This window comes from Pseudofrankia coriaricola, assembly GCF_001854805.1.
In the GTDB taxonomy this organism is placed as follows: Bacteria; Actinomycetota; Actinomycetes; order Frankiales; family Frankiaceae; genus Pseudofrankia.
On record NZ_MBLO01000259.1, the window covers coordinates 169,274 to 191,519 of the forward strand.

The 22,246-nt window shown below is 70.4% G+C and carries 18 protein-coding genes, 2 tRNA genes and 2 pseudogenes; 11 read left to right on the forward strand and 11 right to left on the reverse strand.

Features of this window, described 5'->3' with window-relative positions; genetic code table 11:
• Window positions 1–6: 6 nt before the first annotated feature.
• Window positions 7–1,284: an ABC transporter ATP-binding protein gene (locus BCD48_RS38825; protein WP_083419857.1), complete on the reverse strand. Its 1,278-nt coding sequence runs from the start codon at window positions 1,282–1,284 to the stop codon at window positions 7–9.
• Between the two features lie 887 nt (window positions 1,285–2,171).
• Here BCD48_RS38825 and BCD48_RS38830 point away from each other — a divergent pair.
• The 4 genes from BCD48_RS38830 to BCD48_RS38845 all read left to right on the forward strand — a co-directional run bounded on the left by BCD48_RS38830 (window position 2,172) and on the right by BCD48_RS38845 (window position 6,759).
• Entirely contained in the window at window positions 2,172–2,969 is a 798-nt protein-coding gene (locus BCD48_RS38830) for a maleylpyruvate isomerase N-terminal domain-containing protein (RefSeq protein WP_241842327.1), read from the forward strand.
• 533 nt (window positions 2,970–3,502) lie between these two features.
• Entirely contained in the window at window positions 3,503–4,630 is a 1,128-nt protein-coding gene (locus BCD48_RS38835; RefSeq protein WP_071053450.1) for a ParA family protein, read from the forward strand.
• A 361-nt stretch (window positions 4,631–4,991) separates the two neighbouring features.
• Entirely contained in the window at window positions 4,992–6,548 is a 1,557-nt protein-coding gene (locus BCD48_RS38840) for a hypothetical protein (RefSeq protein ID WP_131804196.1), read from the forward strand.
• Between the two features lie 135 nt (window positions 6,549–6,683).
• Window positions 6,684–6,759 (forward strand) — tRNA-Ala (locus tag BCD48_RS38845).
• A 190-nt stretch (window positions 6,760–6,949) separates the two neighbouring features.
• Here BCD48_RS38845 and BCD48_RS38850 read toward each other — a convergent pair.
• Window positions 6,950–7,849 carry an NADPH-dependent F420 reductase gene (locus BCD48_RS38850; RefSeq protein ID WP_491677202.1) on the reverse strand — a complete coding sequence of 300 codons (900 nt, stop codon included), beginning with the start codon at window positions 7,847–7,849 and terminating at the stop codon, window positions 6,950–6,952.
• Window positions 7,850–7,890: 41 nt separating this feature from the next.
• Here BCD48_RS38850 and BCD48_RS38855 point away from each other — a divergent pair, with 41 nt between their 5' ends.
• The gene (locus tag BCD48_RS38855) at window positions 7,891–8,721 is read left to right on the forward strand and encodes a helix-turn-helix domain-containing protein (RefSeq protein WP_071053370.1); all 831 of its coding nucleotides are present in this window, start codon (window positions 7,891–7,893) and stop codon (window positions 8,719–8,721) included.
• A gap of 244 nt (window positions 8,722–8,965) precedes the next feature.
• On the opposite strand, the gene BCD48_RS38860 is transcribed toward BCD48_RS38855, so the two are convergent.
• Window positions 8,966–9,511 carry a thioredoxin family protein gene (locus BCD48_RS38860; RefSeq protein WP_071053371.1) on the reverse strand — a complete coding sequence of 182 codons (546 nt, stop codon included), beginning with the start codon at window positions 9,509–9,511 and terminating at the stop codon, window positions 8,966–8,968.
• Between the two features lie 668 nt (window positions 9,512–10,179).
• Between BCD48_RS38860 and BCD48_RS54500 the strand changes: the two are divergent.
• A pseudogene (locus BCD48_RS54500) lies at window positions 10,180–10,335 on the forward strand (ISAzo13 family transposase); the annotation flags it as partial.
• A 447-nt stretch (window positions 10,336–10,782) separates the two neighbouring features.
• On the opposite strand, the gene BCD48_RS38870 reads toward BCD48_RS54500, so the two are convergent.
• Both BCD48_RS38870 and BCD48_RS38875 read right to left on the reverse strand, forming a co-directional pair.
• Window positions 10,783–11,196 carry a cupin domain-containing protein gene (locus BCD48_RS38870; RefSeq protein WP_071053373.1) on the reverse strand — a complete coding sequence of 138 codons (414 nt, stop codon included), beginning with the start codon at window positions 11,194–11,196 and terminating at the stop codon, window positions 10,783–10,785.
• Window positions 11,189–11,881: an ArsR/SmtB family transcription factor gene (locus tag BCD48_RS38875; protein ID WP_083419858.1), complete on the reverse strand. Its 693-nt coding sequence runs from the start codon at window positions 11,879–11,881 to the stop codon at window positions 11,189–11,191. Before BCD48_RS38875 ends, BCD48_RS38870 begins: the two co-directional genes overlap by 8 nt.
• 93 nt (window positions 11,882–11,974) lie before the next feature.
• Here BCD48_RS38875 and BCD48_RS47900 point away from each other — a divergent pair, with 93 nt between their 5' ends.
• The 3 genes and pseudogenes from BCD48_RS47900 to BCD48_RS38880 all read left to right on the forward strand — a co-directional run bounded on the left by BCD48_RS47900 (window position 11,975) and on the right by BCD48_RS38880 (window position 13,794).
• Window positions 11,975–12,235: a CGNR zinc finger domain-containing protein gene (locus tag BCD48_RS47900; protein WP_083419859.1), complete on the forward strand. Its 261-nt coding sequence runs from the start codon at window positions 11,975–11,977 to the stop codon at window positions 12,233–12,235.
• A 177-nt stretch (window positions 12,236–12,412) separates the two neighbouring features.
• Window positions 12,413–12,822: pseudogene (locus tag BCD48_RS47905) on the forward strand (NAD(P)/FAD-dependent oxidoreductase); the annotation flags it as partial.
• Window positions 12,823–12,957: 135 nt separating this feature from the next.
• Window positions 12,958–13,794, forward strand: a complete 837-nt coding sequence (locus tag BCD48_RS38880) for a metallophosphoesterase family protein (protein ID WP_071053375.1) — start codon at window positions 12,958–12,960, stop codon at window positions 13,792–13,794.
• 89 nt (window positions 13,795–13,883) lie between these two features.
• On the opposite strand, the gene BCD48_RS38885 is transcribed toward BCD48_RS38880, so the two are convergent.
• Both BCD48_RS38885 and BCD48_RS38890 read right to left on the reverse strand, forming a co-directional pair.
• Window positions 13,884–14,552, reverse strand: coding sequence for a class I SAM-dependent methyltransferase family protein (locus tag BCD48_RS38885; protein WP_071053376.1), 669 nt, complete (start codon window positions 14,550–14,552; stop codon window positions 13,884–13,886).
• A gap of 119 nt (window positions 14,553–14,671) precedes the next feature.
• Complete coding sequence (locus BCD48_RS38890; RefSeq protein WP_241842328.1) at window positions 14,672–15,535, reverse strand: SDR family NAD(P)-dependent oxidoreductase; 864 nt, start codon at window positions 15,533–15,535, stop codon at window positions 14,672–14,674.
• A gap of 111 nt (window positions 15,536–15,646) precedes the next feature.
• On the opposite strand from BCD48_RS38890, the gene BCD48_RS38895 reads away from it, so the two are divergent.
• Window positions 15,647–16,192: a PadR family transcriptional regulator gene (locus tag BCD48_RS38895; RefSeq protein WP_071053378.1), complete on the forward strand. Its 546-nt coding sequence runs from the start codon at window positions 15,647–15,649 to the stop codon at window positions 16,190–16,192.
• Between the two features lie 243 nt (window positions 16,193–16,435).
• Complete coding sequence (locus tag BCD48_RS38900) at window positions 16,436–17,053, forward strand: class I SAM-dependent methyltransferase (protein WP_071053451.1); 618 nt, start codon at window positions 16,436–16,438, stop codon at window positions 17,051–17,053.
• Between the two features lie 523 nt (window positions 17,054–17,576).
• On the opposite strand, the gene BCD48_RS38905 is transcribed toward BCD48_RS38900, so the two are convergent.
• From BCD48_RS38905 to BCD48_RS38920, 4 genes are all read right to left on the reverse strand, one after another.
• A complete protein-coding gene (locus BCD48_RS38905; RefSeq protein ID WP_083419860.1) occupies window positions 17,577–18,944 on the reverse strand; it encodes a prenyltransferase/squalene oxidase repeat-containing protein in 1,368 nt (455 codons plus the stop codon).
• Window positions 18,931–19,734, reverse strand: coding sequence for a class I SAM-dependent methyltransferase (locus tag BCD48_RS38910; protein WP_083419861.1), 804 nt, complete (start codon window positions 19,732–19,734; stop codon window positions 18,931–18,933). The genes BCD48_RS38905 and BCD48_RS38910 overlap by 14 nt, the downstream gene beginning before the upstream one ends.
• A 3-nt stretch (window positions 19,735–19,737) precedes the next feature.
• Window positions 19,738–21,012: a glycosyltransferase family 4 protein gene (locus BCD48_RS38915; RefSeq protein ID WP_071053379.1), complete on the reverse strand. Its 1,275-nt coding sequence runs from the start codon at window positions 21,010–21,012 to the stop codon at window positions 19,738–19,740.
• 1,088 nt (window positions 21,013–22,100) lie between these two features.
• A tRNA-Ile gene (locus BCD48_RS38920) sits at window positions 22,101–22,174 on the reverse strand.
• Window positions 22,175–22,246: the final 72 nt, after the last annotated feature.

Below are 22,246 nucleotides of genomic sequence, written 5' to 3' on the forward strand. Positions count from 1 at the left end.
GGCGGTTCAGCCGGCGGTGGCCACCGGCTCAGTCGGTGCCTCGGCCGCGGCGGGATCGGCGCCACTGGGCGCGAGCGCGTAGGAGTGGTCCTCTCGCCAGGACAGCCACACCTCGTCGCCGCGACCCGCGAGGTCGTTCGCGTCCGCGCTGTTCTGCCAGAAGACCGTGATCTCGTCGCCGCCGGCGGTGAACACCGTGTACGTGGTGTTGGTGCCCAGGTAGACGACCTCGGTGACCCGGCCGCGCAACACGCAGACGTCACCCTCGGGCCGGGCGGCGGTCATATTGATCTTCTCTGGCCGCACGGTCAGCTCGACAACCGAGCCGGTGACCACCCCGCCCAGCCCCGAGTGCACCGGCACGATCACCCGTTCGTCCGCGCCGGCGTCCAGGATCGCGATCGGACCGGTCCCGTCGGTGGTCACCGTGCGCACGGATCTGCGCAGCACGTTGGACGTGCCGATAAAGCCGGCGACGAACCGGGTGCGCGGCCGCTCGTAGAGCTCGCGCGGCGAGGCGAGCTGCTCGATCTGGCCCTTGTTCATGACGGCGATGCGGTCCGACATGGTCAGCGCCTCGCTCTGGTCGTGCGTCACGTAGACGAACGTGATCCCGACCTCGCGCTGGATCCGCTTCAGCTCGATCTGCATGGTCTGGCGCAGCTTGAGGTCGAGCGCGCCCAGCGGCTCGTCGAGTAGCAGCGCCCGCGGCCGGTTGACCAGCGCACGGGCGAGCGCGACCCGCTGCTGCTGGCCGCCCGACAGCTCCCGGGGCCGGCGGTCGGCGAGTGCGCCGAGCTCGACCAGGTCGAGGATCTCGCCGACCCGCCGGCGCACCTGGCCGCGGGCGACGCCCTTGCGCTTGAGGCCGAACGCGACGTTGCCGGCGACGTCGAGGTGCGGGAAGAGCGCGTAGCTCTGAAAGACCAGGTTGACGTCGCGCTTGTTCGGCGGGACGGACGTCACGTCCTGGCCGTGCAGCAGGATCTGGCCGCGGCTGGGCTCCTCGAAGCCGCCGATCATGCGCAGCGTGGTCGTCTTGCCACAGCCGGACGGGCCGAGCAGGGAGAAGAACTCGCCCTCGGCGATCCGCAGGTCGATGGTCTCGACGGCGGTCACCGCGCCGCGGCGCGACATGTACTCCTTCGCGACGCCGACCAGCTCGATCGCGGGCGGTGCATCACCCGTTCCACCGGTGGGCACCGTCGTGGACACCTGGGCGGACACCGACCTCGCATCGCCCACCGCGTCCGCGGCGGACGCCGGCCCCTCGTCCGCGGTCACCGCCAAGCTCGCACCCGCCTTTCTCACTTTCTGTGACAGATCTGCGGCAACCTGTAGAAGTTGCGCACTGGCGCCGAGCCAGACTGACAGCGGAACGAGGCCTCGACAAGGGATCCGACGTAAAGGTTCGATTTCCCGGCCGAATCAGAGCCCACCGGCGCCTCGGACCAGGGATTCCACTCTCGTTCGTTCGTCACGCGACGGCCCTGCCGGAGGCGTCGCGGACCCGCCACCTGCGTGGACCGGGCCGGGGGGCACGAGGCACGGCCTCGGGACACCTTCGTGGCACTGCTCGCGTAGGGAAAGTGTCTGTACACGAACGGATACCAGCCGGCGTAGTCCTGACGTGGCACTGCCCCTTTGGTGGTCAGCGTACGGGCGGAGCGTGTCCAGCGAAGCTCCCGCGGGCGTCGGTGAGGCCAGGCCCACGCGTTGTGAGGGTGCTCCCCGATGCCCACCGGTGGTCAGCGCCTTCGGAGATGGTCCGCACGGTCAACAGTGCGCCACCCTGCCGGCGGCACCGACCACCGGTGGGCATCGTGAGGAGACGGCCGCGGGCGTGACACGAGCCATGGCCGCGGCGAGCGATGGCCGGCCCGCGACTGCCGCCGGCAGGCCATCGCGCGGCGGTTTCCACCGGGGGTCGCCGTTCTCGGGTGACGATCCCCGTCTCGCGGCCAGGAACGAGTCCTTGCCAACACTGCCCCTCTGATGGTCAGCGTTGGCAAGGGCACGTTGGAACGAGGTGGACGGTGTCCCTGTGGATGGGCAGCGTCCGTCCGTGGACGCGTGACCTCGCCGGTGTGGCTCTGGGGGTCTGGCGAGCGCCCAAGCCCGGCGACGACCGCCGGTTGGACGGACGGCGCGCGGTGGCCCATCGTGGGCTGGTGGCCACCGAGACTCGGCCCGGCACCCGGGAGCCAGGCATCCCGCCGTCCGCGCGGGAAACGCACGCCACGCCCGTCGGCTCCGGCTATGTCCCGTCGCCCATCCCCCACGACCTGCTCGCGGGGGCGTCCACCGGTCATCGGCGGCTGCTCGCCCTCGCCTCGGCCGCCGAGGACCAGGTCATCGCCCGCCCGTCGCTGCTTTCCGGCTGGACCGTGGGGCATGTGCTGAGCCACCTGGCCCAGGGCGCGGACACCCACACCAGGTTGTTCGAGGCCGCCGCGGCCGGCCTCGGCCTGGATCTCGACCCGGACGTGGACCTGGACGTGGCCGCCGGCCGGCCGGCGGCGGTGATCCGTGATGACCTGGCGCGGGCCATCGCGGCGCTCGAGCGCGCCTGGGACCGCACGCACGTCGACGTCTGGCGGACCGGGATCGTGCACCACGGAAGGGCACCGACGAGCCTGACCGACCTGGTCTTCGCGCGCTGGCGTGAGGTCGAGGTACACCTCGTCGACCTCGGGCTCATCGACAAGGGCGGCCCTGGCTGGGCCGACCTGCCGGCCGCCTACGTCGACGCCGAGTGGGCGTGGAGCGCGGCCCGTCTGTCGGAACGGTTGCCACCCGAGGTCACCGTGCTGCTGGCACCGGGCGACCGGCCGTCACGCGCGTTCGGCCGCGGCCCGCGGATGGTCACCGTGCGGGCCTCGACCCCGGAGACGTTGCGCTGGCTTCTCGGCCGGCTGCCCACGGCGGCCACCCCGACGGACTGGCCACCTCTCGCCCCCTCGAGCTGAGCGTCCCGGGAGCGCCTCCTTTACTCGCGTACTCGCGCCACGACGTCCACCCAGGGACGGTGCCCACGCATGGGCACCGCACCGTGTCGTGTCGGCATCCCCACCGCTTCCGACGCCGGTCCGTTCCTTTCCTTCTGTCGGTCCTTCTGTCGGCCGGGCCTCCTTCGGCCGGGCCGGACGGGGAGGAAGGGCGGGGCCCAGGCCCAGCAGAGCCCGACCGTGGTCACCGTGGTCACCACGGATCCCCTGCATGGTCACCGTGCCGAACCAGGGCCCGATACGGGCAGCCGATGACCCTGGCAATGCGCCGGGTCGGGGTGGTAGGGAGACAATGGTCGGGTGCGCGCGCAACATGCCGGTTTGACCGGCTTTTCTGGCCGTCGGGGCCCCCGCATGCGCACGGATGTTCAGCTGCGCGGCTCCGCCGGTCCCGGGCGAAGGTGGCGCGAGAACGGCGAAGCCCCGCGCCGCCGGCGGACATGTGGCGGCTTCGGGCTGACACGGGCCGGGTGGGCGGCTCGAGGGGGCCGGCGTTGATCACAATGGCGCTGTTCAACAACAAGGGTGGCGTTGGCAAGACGACGCTGACCTTCCATCTCGCGCACATGCTGGCGCGCCAGGGGCACCGTGTGCTCGCCGTTGACCTCGATCCCCAGGCGAACCTGACCGCGCAGTTCCTCGACGAGGACGAACTCGCGACGTTGTGGCAGGAACAGGCCGCCGCCGTGTCGCCGGCGAACGCCAGGCTGGGCTCGACGGGGTCTTCGGCTCCGCGGCACCTCGACATCCTCGGCGGCGGGCGACGCCCGCGGATCGCTGCCGGCACGGGGACCATCGCCACGGCGATCGCGCCGATCATGGAGGGCGTCGGGGACGTCGCGCTGTTCGACCCCGTATCCGTCGACGACAACGTCTGGCTGCTGCCCGGCGACGTCGACCTTTCTGTCTTCGAGGACAAGTTGTCGGCGGCGTGGCCGAACAGCTTCCTCGGCAAGGACGTCGCCGCGCTGCGCACGACCACCGCGCTGCATCGGGTCGTCGACCATGGCGGGCGCGCGGTCCGCGCCGAGATCGTGCTCATCGACGTCGGACCCAACCTGGGCGCGATCAACCGGGCCGCGCTGCTGTCCGCGGACACTGTGCTCATGCCGCTGGGTGCCGACCTGTTCTCGCTGCGCGGCCTGCGCAACCTCGGCCCAACGCTGCGGGACTGGCGTTCCACCTGGCAGGGCATGGTGCTGCCGAAGGTGCCCGACCGCATCGCCGCGCCGCGCGCCCTGATGATGCCGATCGGGTACGTCATCATGCAGCCGGCCTCGGGCAGGGACCGGCCGGTGCGGGCGTACGACCGCTGGCTCGACAGGATCCCCGAGGTGTTCGCGACATCGGTGCTCGGCGCTCAGCGCGCCGACCCGTTCGACAAGTCGTTCGAGATCGCGAACCTGCCGCACTACCAGGCGCTGATGCCGCTGGCGCAGGACGCCCGCAAGCCGATGTTCGAACTGCGGGCCGGCGACGGCGCCCTCGCCGCGGCGCAGACCCAGGTCCGCAAGTGTTACCAGGAGTTCCGCGACCTGGCGGTGAACGTGCGCGAGCGGCTGCGCTACCTCGACCCGACGCTGCCCCGTCTGCCCGTTTCCGCCTCCGGCAACAGACAGTAGTCGCCGGCCGCACCAGCACCAGCAGACAGGGATGCCGCGCACCATGCCCGCGCACCGCCGCTCCACTGAAGGGACCTTGATAGTCCGTTGTTGGTGGACGCCGATTCGCCCGGCTGGTCGGCGGTCATCTACCGCCATGTGGAACCGTGAGAACCGGTAGTCAGCGCCCAGGCACCGCGCTCCGCCGCCGTACGGCGCGCGGACCCGCGCGAGAAGTAGGCGACAGGGGCACGTCACGATGAGCGAAGCGGCCGCGGGGAGCTGGAACAACGGCGACGCGGGAGACGTGGGATCGGATTCGGCTCACGACGCCGTGACACTCCGCCCCGGACCGACCCGCGCCTCGTCCCAGGATGAGGCCGTGCCCCAGGACGAGGTGGCCCAGGCTGGCGCCGTCTCGCCGGCCAGTCCCGTGTCCCACATCACAATCGGCCCGGCGCAGCCCACGTCGAGGCCGTCCGCGAACACCGCCGACACCCATGGCGGCGCAGACAACGGCCACCGTGAACATCAACAGATCATCCCACTACAAGCGGCGGAGCGACTCGGAACGGACAACGAAACCCGGGTCACCTTCGCGGCGCGGCGCCGCGCCGCGGGCGTCGCGGCCTTTCTCCGGTCCCGACGGACGCTCGTTCGCCCGCCCGCTCAGCACCCATTCGGGGCATCCCTCCCCGCTTCGAACGACCTCGCCCCCGGGGCAGACCCGCACTCGCCCGAGGACGACGCCGCCGACCCAGAAGCCACGCTGAAAGGGAGCGTCCCCCTCGTCCCTCTCGCCCCCGCGGACCCGCCCGCCTCCGAGGCCTCGACGCCCAGCCCAACCGAGGGCTCTCTGACCGAGTCCAAGCCTGACAGCGGCGGCCTTGAAACCCTCTCGCCACCCGAGCGACCGACCGTCGACGAGTCAGAGGCGGCCGGTGCGACCCGGCCAGGCGACGACGGCGGTGCGAGCGAGACCGGCGGCGGCCTCACCGCGGCCGACCTCGACGAGGTCGAGGACGCCTCCGCCAGCCAGGACGCTCCAGCCGATTCCGGCGCCTCGTCCGAGACCCATGCGGACAACGCCACCCCCGGATCCCTTGACGCAAGCGACGCGGCGCCGACGAGCACGGAACCCGATCCCGACGCCTCCGCCCAGGCCGGGGACACCGCGCAGGTCGAGGACACCGCGCAGGTCGGGAACGCCGCCCCGGCGGCGGAGATCGCTCAGGCCGGGAACATCACCGCTGACCAGCCCAACACCGCTGGCACCGCGGCCGACGCGGCCGGCGGAGGACCAACGGTCCACGGCCCTTCGCCAGTCGACGACTCGGTGGAGATCGACCAACGGAAATGGCCGGACGGGGCCGCCAACGGCTCCCTGCCCCTCGATGAGGACGAGATCCCTTACGGGACCGCTCGGCTCCTGATTCCTATCGAGCCCGCCGACGAACCTCGCGACCGCGGCCTCCGGGAGCGGGTGAACATGCTGCGCACGGGCACCTTCGTCCACAGCCCGATCGGCCGAACGACGATTGCCCTCGCCGCCGCGGCCGTTGTCATGATCGTAGGCGGCGTCGCACTACTCACTGTCGGTCCCGGTAGCAGCCGAGCGCCGTCCCCAAACGCGGGATTCCCCGCGGCGGATGGCACCGACCGCGTGCCCGCGACCTCGTCGAGCACCCCGACGTCGCCCGTGTTCCCAGGCCTGCCCTCGGCGACCCCGCCGCTCGGCGCCCAGGCGTCCGCGAGCTCGACGACCCTCCCGGCCCCGCCCCGCCGGCCCGTCACGGCCGTCCCAGCACCACGGCCCACCTCTACTCCGTCACCGGCACAGGCCCCGACGCCGCCCGCCGCCCCGTCGACCCGTCCCGCCTGCTACGACCAGCTGCCGCCGCTGCTCGCGTCGTGGCTGGATCAGATGGGCCGCTGCTGATCAGCGATCGCGAGCACGAGCCCCGATGCCGTAGGTACTTCGAGGCTCCTCACCTCGCGCCTGCATGTCGTACGCTTGGAGCCGCGCGCCGCTGCGCAGCCGCCGGACCGGCGGCTCCCGCCGGCCGCACGGTACGGGGGCGTAGCTCAACTGGCAGAGCACTGCCTTTGCAAGGCAGGGGTTAGGGGTTCGAGTCCCCTCGTCTCCACCACGATCTTCACATCTGAGCAGCGTCGATGTTCACATCTGGGTGTGACAGTCTGCTGGTGATCGTTTCTGGCTTGCTGGGGTGGTGGTTTCGGTCGTCTGCTGGCGCTGCCCCCTCGGCTACACCGTCCGCTTCGATCCGATCCCGGCGGCCGCCTGACCCAGAACGCTGTCACCTCACCTTATTTTTCGGGTCAGTCGTCGCTCGGGAGCCTGGCCTCGCCTGCCGGCCGGCGAACCGCGGTCTCGACGAGCTTGCGGACTCGCGCTGCGGGAACGACGACGCCGGGTGTCCGGAGAGTCCAGCGAAGGAAGGCCTCGACGTTCATGGCTGGTGTTTCGCCGAGATAGGGCTGGACGTATACCGGTGTGTTCGGTTCACTGCGCCAGCTGGCGGCAAGTATGCCGATGTCCACCGCGTCATAACCGAGGACGTCCAACAGCCGGGTGGCCTCTGCCTTGGCCTCTGCGTCGTCGCCGGCGACGGGAAGGGCGCTGCGGTCCGGCGCACCCGCGGGCCGGGCGAGAGAGAACAGCTGGTGCGGGGTGATGTTGTTGAACGCTTTGATCACCTGGGAGCCCGTGAGGTGGCGCTGTACCAGAGCGCTGGAGGTCAGTTCGCCCGCATCCAGTTCGGCGAGGTGGCCGTCCCGTTCGGGGTAGTAGTTCGCCGTGTCCAGCACCGTCTTGCCGGCCAGAGCATCGGCGGGGAGCTGTTCGTAGGCATTCAGCGGGATTGCCGCCACCACCAGGTCTGCGGCGCGTGCTGCTTCTGCCGGTGTGGCCGCTCGGGCACGCCCGCCCAGGTCAGCGACAAGACCAGCGAGTGTCTCAGGGCCTCGCGAATTACTGAGGACGACCTCGAGGCCTGCCGCGGCGGCCAAGCGGGCAACGGAAGAACCGATCATTCCGCTGCCGATGAGTCCGAGCGTTTGGGGCACGGCTTCTCTCCGTTCGTTCGTGTGAATGCCGCAACAAGAGCCGGCGGGCGGTGAACGAGCGCGGCAAGGCCGCGCCGGTCGCGTGCGGGTGGCTCGCCAGACAGCGTGGAACCGCCGCGACCGCCCGACCAGGCCCGTGTTCTGCGTACTCACGACGTGATCACCCGCTGCACGCTCAGCCGTAGGGTTGACGCGTGGACGACCGGGCCGAGCTGAGCGAGTTCCTCAAGTCACGCCGTGCCCGCCTGCGCCCGGAGGACGTCGGGCTGTGGGACTACGGCGGAGTGCGCCGGGTCGCGGGCCTGCGGCGTGAGGAGCTGGCCGGGCTGGCGGGCGTGAGCATCGCTCACTACACGCGTCTGGAACAGGGCAAGGGCGACAGCGTCTCGGACGAGGTCTTGAACGCCGTCGGCACGGCGCTGCGCCTGGACGCGGACGAGTTGGCTTACCTGCACCGAATCGCACGGCGTCCCCTGCCGTGTGCGGGGGTCGCGGCCTCGTCGGACGTACCTCCGGGCTTGCGCAACCTGCTGGAGTCGTTCGTGATGACTCCAGCGCTGGTGGTCGGTCGGCACACCCAGCTTGTCGGCTGGAATCGGCTCGCCGTGGCGGTGTTCGGCGACTTCGCCGCGCTGCCGGAGAACCGCCGCACGCTCTCGCACCTGCTGTTCGACGAGCCCCACCTGCGCGAGCTGCACCGCACCGGTTGGGAGCGGGCGGCACGCGAGCACGTGGCGCATCTGCGCGTTCTGTTCGGGCGGTACCGCGGGGACTCCGGACTCGCGGCGCACGTCGACCACATGCGGGACCTGAGCGCGGACTTCACGCGGATGTGGGCAGAGCACCCGGTCGCGCAGGTCCGGTACCGGGTGTACGAGCTGCACCACCCGGTCGTGGGCGAACTGACGCTGCACGGCGAGCTCGTCGCGCTGCCCGACGAGCCGTCGTGCTGCGGGCTGGACCTGTTCGCCGCCGAGCCGGGCTCGGCATCTGAGCAGGCGCTGCGGATACTCGGGACCCTGTAGTTCATCCCCACACAGCGGACGGACCCCGGCATCCCGGCAACAGGCCGGGAATCGGAGACATCGCCGCATCGGGTGGCCCGGCTGCGTCGTTTCTGACCGAGCGGGTGGAAGAGCCAGCGTGGTTGCCGACCGTGAGGTGCCCGGTGCCGCGCGAAGGGGTCAGCTCGTCGGGTCGTCTCTGCCGCCCTCAATCCCGTCAGCCTGGTGAGGGCGGCCCGGTGCGCACGCGGAGGCGGCGAACCGGTCAGGACCTCCATTTGATGGAGCAGCCCATGCTGGGGGTGTGCGGCTCGGGTACCGGCTCGCCGACGAGCACGTGTACGAACGCCGCCTCCAGCAGGTCCCCGCGGACCGGTCGACGGTTGCCCGGCGTGGATTCGTCGAAGGCGCCGCGGTAAGCCAGCCTGCGGTGGACGTCGTACAAGAAGAAGTCAGGCGTGCAGGCGGCCTGGTACGCCCGGCCGACCGTCTGGTCGCCGTCGACCAGGTACGGGAAGGTCCAGCCCGCCCGCCTGGCCTGTTCGGCGAGCAGCTCGGGACGGTCGTCCGGATATGCCTGGGCGTCGTTGCTGCACACGCCCACGACCGCCAGGCTGGGGTGGCGGCCGAGCACTCGGCCCAGCTCGGCCTCGATGTGCCGCACGTAGGGGCAGTGGTTGCAGAGAAATGCGACGAGCAGCGCCGGCGCGGCGGCAAGGTCGTCGCGACGCACTGTCCGGCCAGCGGTGTCGGCGAGCGCGAAGTCCGGCGCCGCCGCGCCCAGAGGCACCATCAGGGACGAGACAGCCATGCCCGCAGGTTACGAGTCGGGCTCGACGGCTGCACGCGCACCACGATGATCCTGTCGCAGGCTTCGCCGCATGCCCTGCTTGCAGGCGGTACGCCCGCCCCTGCGGACGATCACGAAATTCCTGATGCTTCACAACCCTGCCGAGCTGTCACCGAGATCGATCTCGGGAAGGCCGACGACGCTCCGCTTGCTTACGCTCAACCAAACTGGTAACACCGCCGCAAATGAGTTCTGCCTACTGAGGCGACGCGTCCAAAAGTTTAGTCGATCAATCATCCCGACGCGCGCTCATCGGCAGAGGAGGGTGTTCGTGGAGGGTGCCGTTGGCCCTGGTCCGTCTTGTTCGACGTCTCGTGCGTCGGCTACGACCTGGCCGGGCAAGGCGCTGATCCTGGCGGCCGACTCCCGCGCTTCCGCGGCTCGTCGGAGCCGTGAGTCCGTGCCGTCACCCCGGATCCCGGCTTTCTACTTCCTGGCAGTGTCCGCACAGGCATTCGCCGTACTTGGCGTACTCGTCGCTGTGAGGAGGGTAGGGCCCCTCCGCCCACAGCTTGCGCAAGGTCTCGTCCGCCCGCGCATTTGTTCGATGAGCTCGAGCTCCTCGGGGGTGTGCTTGTACGCTTCCATGCACTCATTGTGACAACAACTCGTCGTTTGCGTCATGTGGTCTGGTTGTCCCGCGATACGACCACGGACGTCGGGCGGTTCTGGCGGCCAAGTTCAAGGTGATCTTCCCGCATCTCGACGAGCGGCAGCGGCAGCCGTTGACGGCGGCGGAGGCGCGGTCGATCGGCCACGGCGGGATCAGGCTGGTCGCCCAGGCCGGGACCCGCAGCACGGCCCGGACGCCCGACCGGTCGCGGCGATCAGCGCGGTCGCCGAGCGCGTCCGGACCGGGACTTGGCCCTGGTGGGGTCGAGCCCCGTTTCCCGGTCGGGCAGCAGGTCGATCGGCCGACGGCGGTCCAGATCGATCAGGACCGTGCCGTAGACATGTCCAGCCACCCGCGGACTTTCCAGCTGGTGTGGGTGGCCAGGTGTCGGTGACGACCCGGATCGGGCCGCGGGGATTGGCTCGGGCCAGCTGGGTCAGCAGCCCGATCCAGCCGTCGCTGTTGTGCGCCGGGGCGCAGCAGATGACCTCGGTGCCGTCACGGATGTGCGGGCCGCCGAAGACCCAGATCTTCTCGCTGCCGCGGGAGTACTCCAGGGGTGCCTTGATGCGGTGGCCGTCGGGTGACCAGTCCGGTGCTGGCGGAAAGGTGCGCGGGATCACCGGGCCGAGTTCGTCGGCGCGACGGGCTTGAACGTGGTGCCCGAGCCGTAGGTGATGTGGAGGAGCTCGGCTTGATCGTCGACCTTTGCTGTATGCCAGGTTCCGCGTGGCACGACAACCGTCTGTCCGGGGGTCAGCTCGAGGGTCCGAGCTCCGCTCGGCGTCTCGAGGACAAAGGAGCACGCGCCGGTCCGACAGTGGACGACCTCGTCACCCTTGGGATGCATCTCCCAGTTCTGCCACGACTCAGTAAGCACGTAGGACGAGACAAGCCATCCGCCGTCCGCCGGAGAGAGCGCGGCATCGTTGGACGCCATGCGCCGCCAGAACGCTTCACCGCCTTCGAACCTCGTCGCCGTGTCTCCGGCGACGACGACGTAGGTGGTAGTGAGATCGAACAGGTCAGTCATCGGTAATGCCTTTCTGGTCGGGAGGAGCTGCTGGTGTCCATTGGAGGTGGGCGAGTTGCCAGGGGTCGCGTTCTTCCATCACCGCGGTGATGAAGGTGTGACGAGGGTGATCGTCGACCGCGGTCCCGACCTCGGCGTGGAGCGTGATCACCGTGGTGGCGGTCCCTAGGAGCTGCACGGTCGGTTCGGCCAGGAGCTGGTGTCGCTGGTAAGGGGGGTGGCTGCTCACGGACTGGATGCACCCGCGCTTGTCGATCGGCTCGGCGAGGCCCGGGAAGATCAGGACGGCCTCCTCGCTGAGGTGCCGTTCGAAGAACGACACGTCGCTGTCGGTGAGTGCGTCGAGGAACCCTCCGATTCGACCGACGAGCTCACGGGTGCGGGGGTGCGACACCGCGGCCGTCAGCTCCGCGCTCCATGTCGTGGAGCGAATCCAGTCGGCCAAATGCTCCAGCGCGGCCGGCCGGAGGCGGTAGGCGCGCCCGCGGCCGTCATCGGCCACATCCAGGCGCTCGACAACGTCCCCGTCGCGTAGGAGCTGAAGATGCCGGCTCACCGCCGCTGCCGACATCGACGCCGCTGCGGCGAGCTCGGAGGTCCGCAACGGTCCGGCAGTCAGGGCGTCGAGGAGTCGGACCCGGGTCGGATCCGCCAGTAGGCGAGCAGCTGCGGCTGTATCGAGCACGAAACCGACCTTACTCACTCATTAGTGAGTAATCAAGCAGATCATGAGTAATCGAGGTCGCGGACTCGGCCTTGGGCAGTCGCCAACGGGGATGTGAGGGCCTGCATCCGGCATGGATCCAGCATTGACGGTGGGGCGTTCCCTGCCTGTCTGGCACGAAGCGCGACTGGGAGGCTCGGTGGGCCGCTGGCCGGTCGGGTACGCGAGTGCGGCCGGCCCGACTGCGCGCTGCTGTTCGTCGATGAGAGCCGTGCGGGAGTACGTCGGTGGTGCTCGATGGACGACTGCGGTGCCCGGTCGAAGATGACGGCGTACCGGGCCCGCAGAGCCACAGGTACCGGCGATGGGGTGTGAACCGCGTCGCACAGTCCCCCGTGCCGCTCGCCCGAGGCCGCCTCCCACCCACCCGACCGACCGACCTGGGAGCCATTCGTACGTATCGCCCGAGCCGTCCACCTCGTGCTCACCGTCGCCGACATCGACCGGACCGTCGGCTAATACTCCCGCGTCCTGGGAATGCGGCCAGTTACTCTCGGCGACGCGGCGGCGGTACACGACGTGACCAGGGACGGGGCACCCGCCGGGCAGACCGCGCAGCACGCCGTCCGTCAGGGGGCCGCCGCCGGGCGCAACGTCGCCGCCTCGGTCGGCTACGGCACGGCGCGGCCGTACCGCCACCGTGACCTCGGGTTCGTCGTCGACCTCGGTGGCGCCGACGCGGTCGCCAACCCGCTCGGGATCCGGATTTCGGGCGTCCCGGCCGCCGCGGTCACCGTGCCTATCACCTGCTCGCCCTCGGCGCGGGCACCAACCGGGCACACGTGGCGGCCGACTGGCTGCTGGCCACGGCGGTTCCCGAACAGGTGGTCCAGCTCGGGTTTCTGCCCCCGCCCAAGGTGACGATCACCGAGATCGAGGACAGCTACCTCTACCCCGGGTGAGGCAACCTGCTGTGCCTGGACGGCCTCAGCGCGGGGGGGCGCCAGGGCCAAGGTCGATACCGCCGCCGACATGCGGTACTGGGCCAGATCGCCTAATCCGCGACTCGGTGGGCGAGCGCGGGGGACGATCGGGTCATGGTCCGAATCGCGGCAGTTGGAGATCTCCACGTCACCACCGGCTCCGCGGCCCGGCTTCGGCCTCTGTACGAGCGCGCGGCCGACGTGGCCGACATCCTCCTTCTAGCCGGGGATCTGACCGAGGACGGCAGTATCGATTCCGCCGCGGAGGCCCGCGACCTGTTCGGTGGGCTGGACCTGCCGGTGATCGCCGTTCTCGGGAACCATGATTACAACCGCGGCGAAGAGGCGGCGTTCGCAGAGATGCTGACCGGCGCCGGCGTGACCGTGCTGGAGGGGGCGTCAACGGTCGTCGACACCGCTGGAGGACAGGTCGGGATCGCCGGCGTGAAGGGATTCGCTGGAGGTTTCACCGGCCGCGCGGCCACCGCGCACGGTGAGCAGGAAATGAAGGCGTTCGCCCGGCATGCCGCGACGACCGCGCAGGCCTTGCGAGGCGCGCTGGAGCAGCTCGACGTTGACGTGCGGGTGGCGCTCACGCACTATGCGCCGACCCGGGACACCCTCGTAGGCGAGCCGTTGGAGCTGTACCCGTTCCTGGGCAGCCACCTCCTCGGCGCGGCGATCGACGGGGAACCCCCGCCCGGCGCGACGACCAGGACAGACGACGTTCATGGGACCGGGACGTCTGACCACCGGATAGGCGACGAACACCCCCGCGACCTGGTCCCAGGCGCCCGGCGCCAGGTCACGCTGGCCCTGCACGGCCACGCGCACTACGGGACCGAGGTCGGCGTGACGCCCGCCGGCACCGCGGTACGCAACGTTGCCGCGCCGGTCATCGGCGCCCCGTTCGCCGTCTACCAGCTTCCGGAGGCGGTCCGCATCGGGTGATGCGCGACGCCCCGAGCGGGCCGGCCGAAACCGCCGCCGTCGCGAACGTGGTCCGGCCCGGATCCGGACCGGACCCGGACGCCTGCTCGCTACAGGTGGGCCCCGCCGCCGTCACCGACGAAATCGAACAGCCGGATGTCGAGCCGGTACGGCAACGTCGGTCCGACCAGCCGGTGGGTTCCCACACCGATCAGGAAGCCGTCCTCGACGTCGAACCCCACCTCCTCGAACCCGGTCGCGGCGAACCAGGAGCGCACGGTGGGAGTGAGATCAGGTGAACGGCGATGACGTGTCCAGATCACGGTCGCGGCCGGCCGGCACAGCCGGGGCAGCTGCTCGACGGTGTGCCGCACGTCGGCGTCGCTGACATTGCCGAACACTCCGCAGACCAGGGCGATGTGCGCCGGCGCAATGCCCTCGTACGCACCAAGGTCCGATGCGTCCCCGACCACGACCCGTACACCATCCAGGCCGGCGGACCTCGCCGCCCGCTCCGCGTCGGTGGCAAGATCGGGGTCGAGCTCGACGAGCCTGGCCCGGACGTCGTCACGACGCTCATGGTCGACCAGTGCGCCCAGGATGTCGCGGCCCTGGCCCGCGCACATGCTCAGCACCCGGATCTGCCCCGGTGGCTGGTCGTCCAGGGCCTGCCGGATGCGCCGCTGGACGATGGCGAGGCGACGGCTCAGCGACGACCCCGTGACGTCGTACCGCCGGTGCCAGTCGACCCAATGACGCTCCGAAGCGGGACGATTCACAAGCTCCCACCGTAGCCAGGAAAGGGATCGCGCGGCTCTGGAACAGGGATCGCGCGGCTCTGGAATCCGGAGATCGCCGAGTCCGGGGATGGCCGGACAGCCGGAGGCGCGTCCAGGCGCTATGACGCCACTGGAGCCGTCTTGCGCAGGCCGAGCATGCGGGTCAGAAGGCGGTCCTTGGTCCGAGTCGGAAGGCGGGACAGCATCGCCGCGGCGCGGGCATCGGCATTGGCGAGGTAGTAGGCCTTCGGCTTCGAGGCCTCGATCGCGCGCAGAACGGTGTCGGCGACGGTCTGGGGCTTCGAGGTCCTCATCGCCGCCTGCGCGCCGGCGACGGCTTCGAGCTGACGGCTGTACAGGGCGACCTTGCCCGGGTCCGCGTCGCGCAGCGCGGCCTGCGCGGCGGCGTCGGCCTTGGTGAAGATCGGGGTCTCGATAGCTCCGGGGACGACGGTCACGACGTGAATGCCCCAGGGCGCCAGTTCGACGCGGGCGGCGTCGGAGAACGAGTCGAGTGCCGCCTTGCTCGCCGAGATCGGTCCGGCGAAGGGGATCGCGACGCTCGCGCTCGGGGCGCTGATGTTCACCAGGCGGCCGCGGCCCGCTCGCAGCAACGGAAGAAACGCCTGCGCGACCTCGACCGCGCCGAAGACGTTGACGGCGAACTGGCGTTCCAGTTCGGCGGCGGCGACCAGCTCGACCGGGCCGTGGACAATCACTCCGGCGTTGTTCACCACCGCTCGCAGACCCCTGTCCCGCCGCGCGGCGGTGACCTGCTCGGCCGCGGCGCGAACGCTGCCTCGGTCGGTGACGTCCAAGCCCACGATGTCGACGTTCGGAAGGCCCTTCAGGTGCTCACCACCGCCGCGCACGGCCGCGTAGACGTGGAGACCACGCCTGGCGAGCGTCTCGGTGATGGCCGTACCGATGCCGCCGGCGGCGCCGGTGACGAGGACCGCTGGGCGATCTGTTGGCTGCGACACGGAAGCCTCACATGAATGAAGTGACATGTTGGTTGAGACAGGTGCGAGCATCCACGTGGTGCTGCCGACGTGTCAAGGTGTACATGTGTCTACCGACGGGAGCGGGTGAGGGTGTCCCTACGACATGGGCTGCTTGGGTTGCTGGCCGAGGGACCGGCCAGCGGCTACGACCTCACCCGCCGGTTTCAGGAGACCCTCGGGCCGATCTGGCCCGCTCAGCATCCTCAGATCTATGCCGAGCTCGGCCGTCTGGCCGATGCGGGCCTGATCGAGGTGGAGAGCCGAGGACCGAGGGGGCGAAAGGCGTACGGCATCACCGGCGCCGGTCTCGACGAGGTCCGCCGCTGGCTCACCGAAGGCGAGGTCGACCACACCTTGCGCATTGAGCCCCTGCTACGTTCCGTGTTCTTCTGGCTGATGGCGCCCGACGACCTCGACGCCCATCTCGAACGGGAAGGCCGCTACTTCGCCGAGCAGGCGAACCTCTACCGCGAGCACACCACCGCCAAGGATCGCGGCGACTACGGTGACAGCCCGCAGACCCGGTCGATCCGCATCGCGGCCGAAGCCGGCGTCCGGCTCTTCCAGGCCCTGGCCGACTGGGCCGAGTGGGCCCGCGCCATGCCGCCGGTCAGCGACCCCGACCGCACAAGCTGACCGCGTCGCCTGGCAGCTGGCAGCTGGTTCCCCCGGCGGGCCCGCTCCGCGGTGACGGAGTCGTCCTCGACGGTCCGCCTGCCCCAGTTGACAATCGGCGTCGAAAATGACCAACCGATCATCTTCGGATGGTCCGCCTACGGGCCCGTTTCCGCGCTCTTTCACGGACGGCTGGCGATCATGGCCTGTGGGGGCGAGCCGGGGCGGCGGATCGACGGGCCCGTTTCTGGTAGTACCTACCTTGTGGATAAGGGGCTGCGGCGGGCGGCGTTGGCCGCGAAGGGGTTCATGCCGGAGGACGAGGGTGACGCGCTCTATGCCGCGGCGAGAACGGTGCCGGCGGGTGGGCTGATCCTCGAGGTCGGCTCCTACTGCGGGAAGTCGACGATCTACCTTGCGGCGGCCGCTCGGGAGGCGGGGGCCCAGGTCGTGACGGTCGACCACCACCGCGGCTCGGACGAGAACCAGGCCGGCTGGGAGCACCACGACCCGACGGTGGTCGACCCGCGCACCGGCCGGATGGACACGCTGCCCTTCCTGCGCCGCAACCTCGAGGACGCGGGCGTGGAGGACGTCGTCACCCTCGTCATCGGACGCACGGAGCAGGTCGGCGGCTGGTGGACGACACCCGTCTCCCTGCTGTTCATCGACGGCGGGCACGCCGAGTACCAGGCCCAGGCGGACTACGAGGCGTGGGCGCACCACGTCGCGCCGGGCGGCACGCTGCTCATCCACGACGTGTTCCCCGACCCCGCGGACGGCGGCCAGGCCCCGTACCACATCTTCTTGCGAGCGCTGGACGACGGTTTCAAGGAGCGCTCCCGCACCGGCTCCCTGCGCGTCCTCGATCGCGTCCCCTAGCGAGCCACCCGCCCGCCAATCCCCGACTGGCCCGGCTACCTGCTTTATTGCCAGTTAACTTCCATTAACTGCCACTGAACGGATACCCAAAGTAACGAGCCCATCTGGGCCGCCAGCGACCTCGCCATACCCAGCGACAGGGAACCGGCAACGCCACCACGGCCCAGTGGCAACAAATCAGCGCTGCGCCAACGCGGCCGCCCCATGGGTTTTGAGCCAGACGGGCCCGTGTCATACGCCTACGGGCCCGGATGTCCAGCCGCGATGGCCCGCGACACCGTCCCAGCGACCAGTAAACGGATCTCAGCCACACGTGGCGACAGCGCATCGGATCTCAGCCACACGTGGCGACAGCGCATCGGCGCAATGCCCGGGGTCCCTGCCGGATCGGCGAAGCCGATCTGGGAGGTCTGCCAGCCACGTCGTCAGCCCAGTCCAAGCCCTACCACCGCCATATGCCTGGGCCCGGAACCACGCGGGGAGGGCGCCCAGCGCCCGACACGGGGCGAGCGCGTCCAGCGCCTCACCCCGACAGGCGGGTGCTCTCGCGCCCGCCCTCGGTGAGGCGCTCGGCGAGCGGGCCGCTGGCCCAGGTGGCGAGCAGCGGGGCCGGCTCGCAGTCGCAGGCCAGTTCCAGCTGTTCCCCGCTACGCGGAAGCGGCGGGATCCGGCCCACCGGCAGGGCCGCGGCCCCGGGATGGGATCTGTCCCCGGGCTGGATGGGCTCCAGGATGGTCATCGGCTCGGGCAGGTCGTCGCCGCGGAAGACCGCCTCGCTGACGCCGCCGGCGAGCACGTCGACGGCGAGGATGACGGCGGCCGCCGTGTAGGAGCTGTGTTCCACCGGCCAGTGGCAGCCGGTCTCGAACTGCCAGCCGGTCCAGTAGGCGCCGTCGTCGTGGCGCAGGTGCTGCATGTCGTCGACGAGTGTGCGCGCCGCGGCCGTCTCCCCGGCCAGGTGCATCGCGATCGCGAGTTCGCACGTCTCGGCGCCGGTGACCCATGGCTCGTCGTCGACACACCGGATACCCAGGCCGTCGACGACGAAGTCGTCCCAGCGCTCGCGTAGCCGGGCCAGGCCCTCGGCGCCCTTGAGCGCGCCGCCGATCACCGGGTAGTACCAGTCCATCGACCAGCGATCGGTCGGCAGGAAGTACTCGGGGTGGGCACGCACCGCGTGCGCGAGCGCGCCGGTGGCCAGTTCCCAGCCTGGCTGCGCCTCGCCGACGAGGTTGGCGAGGCCAAGCCCACAGCGCAGGCTGTGCAGGGTGCTGGCGCATCCGGTGACCAGGGCCGCCGGGTAGTCGCTGCCGTCGGCCGACCGGGCCCACCAGATCTGGCCGCTGGGAGCCTGCATGTCGACCACGAAGTCCAGCGCGGCCCGGACCACGGGCCACATCCGGGCAACGAACGCGCGGTCGCCGGTGCGCCGCCAGTGGTGCCAGACCGCGGTGGCGACGTAGGCGCACTGGTTGCTGTCGGCGTGGTCCTGCTTGACGACGCCGCCCACCGTGCTGCCCGCCCACGAGCCGTCGGGGCGCTGGTTGCGCACCAGCCAGTCCCAGCCCCGCTGGGCCGCGTCCTGCCGGCCGCCGATCTCGAGCGCCATCACGCATTCGAGATGGTCCCAGGCCTCGGTGTGGCCGCCGGCGAACCAGGGGATCGCGCCGTCCGGCTCCTGCATGGCGACAAGCGCGTCGGCCGTCGCGACGATCTCGGCGCGGCTCAGCAACGGCGCGGGCCACGGCGCCGGCGCGGGCCGGGCCGGGCGATCGGGCCGCCTGATCTGTTCGGGCCAACCCGGCCGCTGACCGGGCCGGTCGGGCCGGTCGGGCATCGTGAGCCCGTCCGGCCGGAGCAGGTGCGGATCGGGCTGCTCAGCCGACACCACGCCTGGTCTCCTCCAGCTTCGTGAACGTGGCGACCGCCGCCTGAGCCTCCATCAGCTCCGACGCCATCCCGGCCGCGACGGGCGGTTTGCACAGGTAGAGCACCACGCTCTTCCCGAGCACCGGGTTGAGCGCCTGCTCGGTCCACCGGGTCAGCCTGGGGCGCTTCATCATGTCCCACACCAGAAGGCGGTGGTAAAGCTTCGTGGCCGGATGGTCGTCGTCGTGGACACCGACGAGACAACGTAGCCACCAGTACGGCGAGTGCAGCGCGTGGGCCTGGTGGCCGCCGACGTACTCCAGGCCGGCGGCCGTCAGCCGGCCACGCAACTCGCCCCGGCGGTAGATACGCACATGGCCGCCCTCGACGGAGTGGTAGCCGGTGGACAGGCCCCAGCACACCCGTTCCGGCAGCCAGGCCGGCACGGTCACGGCCGCGAGCCCGCCGGGTCGCAGCACCCGGACCAACTCGGCCATCGCCTTCTCATCCGCCGGCAGGTGCTCGAGGATCTCGGCCGCGATCACCCGGTCGAACGTCGCGTCCGCGAACGGCAGGCGGAACGCGTCGCCACGCACGGCGCCCGCCCTCGCTCGCTCCGGCACCTGGCCTTCGGCGGCCATCGCGGCGAGCATGCCGCCCACGGCCACCACGTCGCCGAACGAGTAGTCGAGCGCCACGACGTCGGCGCCGCGGCGATAGGCCTCGAACGCATGCCGTCCGGCCCCGCAGCCGAGGTCGAGCACACGCTCGCCGGGGCCTACCGGGAACTGGTTGAAGTCAACTGTCAGCATTGGTTACCGAAGCGCCGCGACTCGCTCGGCGTACCAGTCGGCCGTCGCGGCGCTCGCCACCTGCCAGGAGAACCGCTCCTCGACGCGACGGCGCCCGCCGGCGCCAAGGCGAGCCCGAAGCTCCGGGTCGCCGAGCAGCCGGCTGATGGCCACGGCCAGGGCGTCCGCGTCGCCCGGCGGCACGGTGAGGGCCGCCTCGCCGTCCGGGCCCGTCACCTCCGGCAGTGCTCCGGCGGTGGTCGCGACGAGCGGCAGGCCGCAGGCCATCTCCTCGACGGCCGGCAGGCTGAAACCCTCGTAGAGGGAGGGCACGGCCGCGACCTCGGCGGACCGCAGCAGGTCGACGAGTTCGGACTGTTCGAGGTTGGACCGGAAGGTGACCGCATCGGTCAGGCCCAGCTCGCTCACCTGGCGCGCGGCGGCGCCACCGGGACGGGCCTTGCCGACGCAGACGACGTGCGCGTCCTCCCGCTCGGCTCTGATCTTCGCCAGCGCCTCCAGCAGCACCAGAAGCCCCTTGAGCGGGACGTCGGCGCTGGTGACGACCGCGATCCGACCGGGAACCTTGGGAATAGACGGGTTCGGCGAGAACGCCTCGTGGTCGGTGCCGAGCGGAACGGTGTGCATCCGGTCGGACGTGAGGCCCATGTCCGCGATGATGTCGGTGCGCGAGCTCTCCGACGGGATGACAATGCCATCCAGCCGGCGGGCGACCCGGGCCTGCATGGGCAGGAACGAATACCAGCGACGGACGCCGAAGCGGGCCTTCGCCCCCTTCGTCGCCTCCAAGTGCAGCCGGCGATCGACGGTGATCGGATGGTGCACCGTCGCGACCAGCGGAACGCCGTGCGGCGCCAGTGCCTGGCGCAGCCTCAGCATCCCGTAGCCCAGGGTCTGGTTGTCGTGCACGATGTCGAACGGCGGCGGGACGCCCTTACGGGGCCGCAGCGCCTGGTACGCACGCAGACTGAACGCGAGCGGCTCGGAGAACTGTCCCGTCCGCATCATCACGAACTCCGTCAGCGAGGCCACGTCGCGCAGTTCACGCGGCGACGGCCAGCGGAAGGGGTCCGCCTCGCCCCACAGGTCCAGGCTCGGCAGCCGCTGCAGCTCGACCCCGTCATCCACGTCCGGGTACGGAGGCCCGCTGACCACCGTCACCTGATGGCCGAGCCCGATGAGCTGACGGGACAGCTGGCGGATGTACACACCCTGGCCCCCGCAGGTCGGGAGACTGCGGTACGACAGCAACGCGATCCGCAACGGTGCCCCTCCCATGGCTCAGGCTCCCTCTCGCCTACCGGTCGAGAGCAGCGCCGCTACTTGTCACATTAGGACAGATTCGCCCGATCTTCCTGCACATCGGACCTGCTCCCCGACCTCACGGACGGCTCGTAACGGTTCGGTCCACCACTGACGAACCGACCAGCCCGATTCCCTGTCCCCTCACCGACAGCGTCAAAGCACAAATACCCATAGTAGTCGCATATCACCTAAAGTAAGCAATCGGATAGTCGCTGAGCGCAGCCCCGCCTCGACTCCCCCGCTCGGCGATCGCTCCGAGCCCGAACTCTCCGACTCAGGCACCCCCTCGCGCTGGACCGACCGGCCTCGTCCCCCGTCGAGATGACCGGCGCCAGTAAGCGCCGGCACCTCGCGAACGGGCAGCCTCGCCCCCATCACGGTGGACGCGGCGACGATCACCCCACCAGCCTCACCCGCAGCCCCGTAAAGGCCAACAAACCAGCTACAGAAAAACAAGACAAGAAGAAATCCCGTCAGACGACGAAAAACTTCCACCCGAAATCCCAGAATCCCGCCCCCAACCAGGCCGTACAACCGGGCCCAGGCAGCGAACCCCTTGGCGCCCCGCTCCGCGGCTCGGCCCCAGCGCAGCATTACCGGCACCCAGAGAGCAGCCCCAACCAAAGCAAGCCAGGCGGACCCCCAAGAGGCGAAGCCCCAGGCACGGGCCCCAGCCGAAACAGCCAGCAAACAGCCCCAACCAAAGCGAAGCCGCCAGGGGGCAAGGGGCGAAGCCCCCGGCACGAGACCCAACCCTCAGCCGAACAACCAGCAAGCAGCCCCACCAAAGCGAAGCCAGGGGGCAAGGGGCGAAGCCCCAGGCACGGGCCCCAGCCGAAACAGCCAGCAAACAGCCCCAACCAAAGCGAAGCCGCCAGGGGGCAAGGGGGCGAAGCCCCCAAACGCGGGATCAGCCTCACACAGCAGCCAGGAAGCAATCCGGCCTACGCGGGGGTCCAGGGGGCGAAGCCCCCTGGCGTGGGGTCCGGGGCTCGGCCCCGGGGCAAAATAACGGCCCTCGGCGAAGCTGACCAAGTCAGCGAGCAGGAGAGGCCGGCGCGTGGACCTAGGTGGACTTGAACCACCGGCCTCTTCCTTATCAGGGAAGCGCTCTAACCGACTGAGCTATAGGTCCAGATGCCACATCTATATAGCGAGCCTACAGGCCGGCCCCAAGGGGGTACGGCCTGCCGGTGCCAAGAGTACA

Bases quoted from the DNA above. Each gene is read 5' to 3' on its own strand.
- BCD48_RS38860 (WP_071053371.1), bottom strand. From the start codon at position 9,511: ATGGCTGTCTCGTCCCTGATGGTGCCTCTGGGCGCGGCGGCGCCGGAC.
- BCD48_RS38870 (WP_071053373.1), bottom strand. From the start codon at position 11,196: ATGACTGACCTGTTCGATCTCACTACCACCTACGTCGTCGTCGCCGGA.
- BCD48_RS38880 (WP_071053375.1), top strand. From the start codon at position 12,958: ATGGTCCGAATCGCGGCAGTTGGAGATCTCCACGTCACCACCGGCTCC.
- BCD48_RS38910 (WP_083419861.1), bottom strand. From the start codon at position 19,734: ATGCTGACAGTTGACTTCAACCAGTTCCCGGTAGGCCCCGGCGAGCGT.
- BCD48_RS38915 (WP_071053379.1), bottom strand. From the start codon at position 21,012: ATGGGAGGGGCACCGTTGCGGATCGCGTTGCTGTCGTACCGCAGTCTC.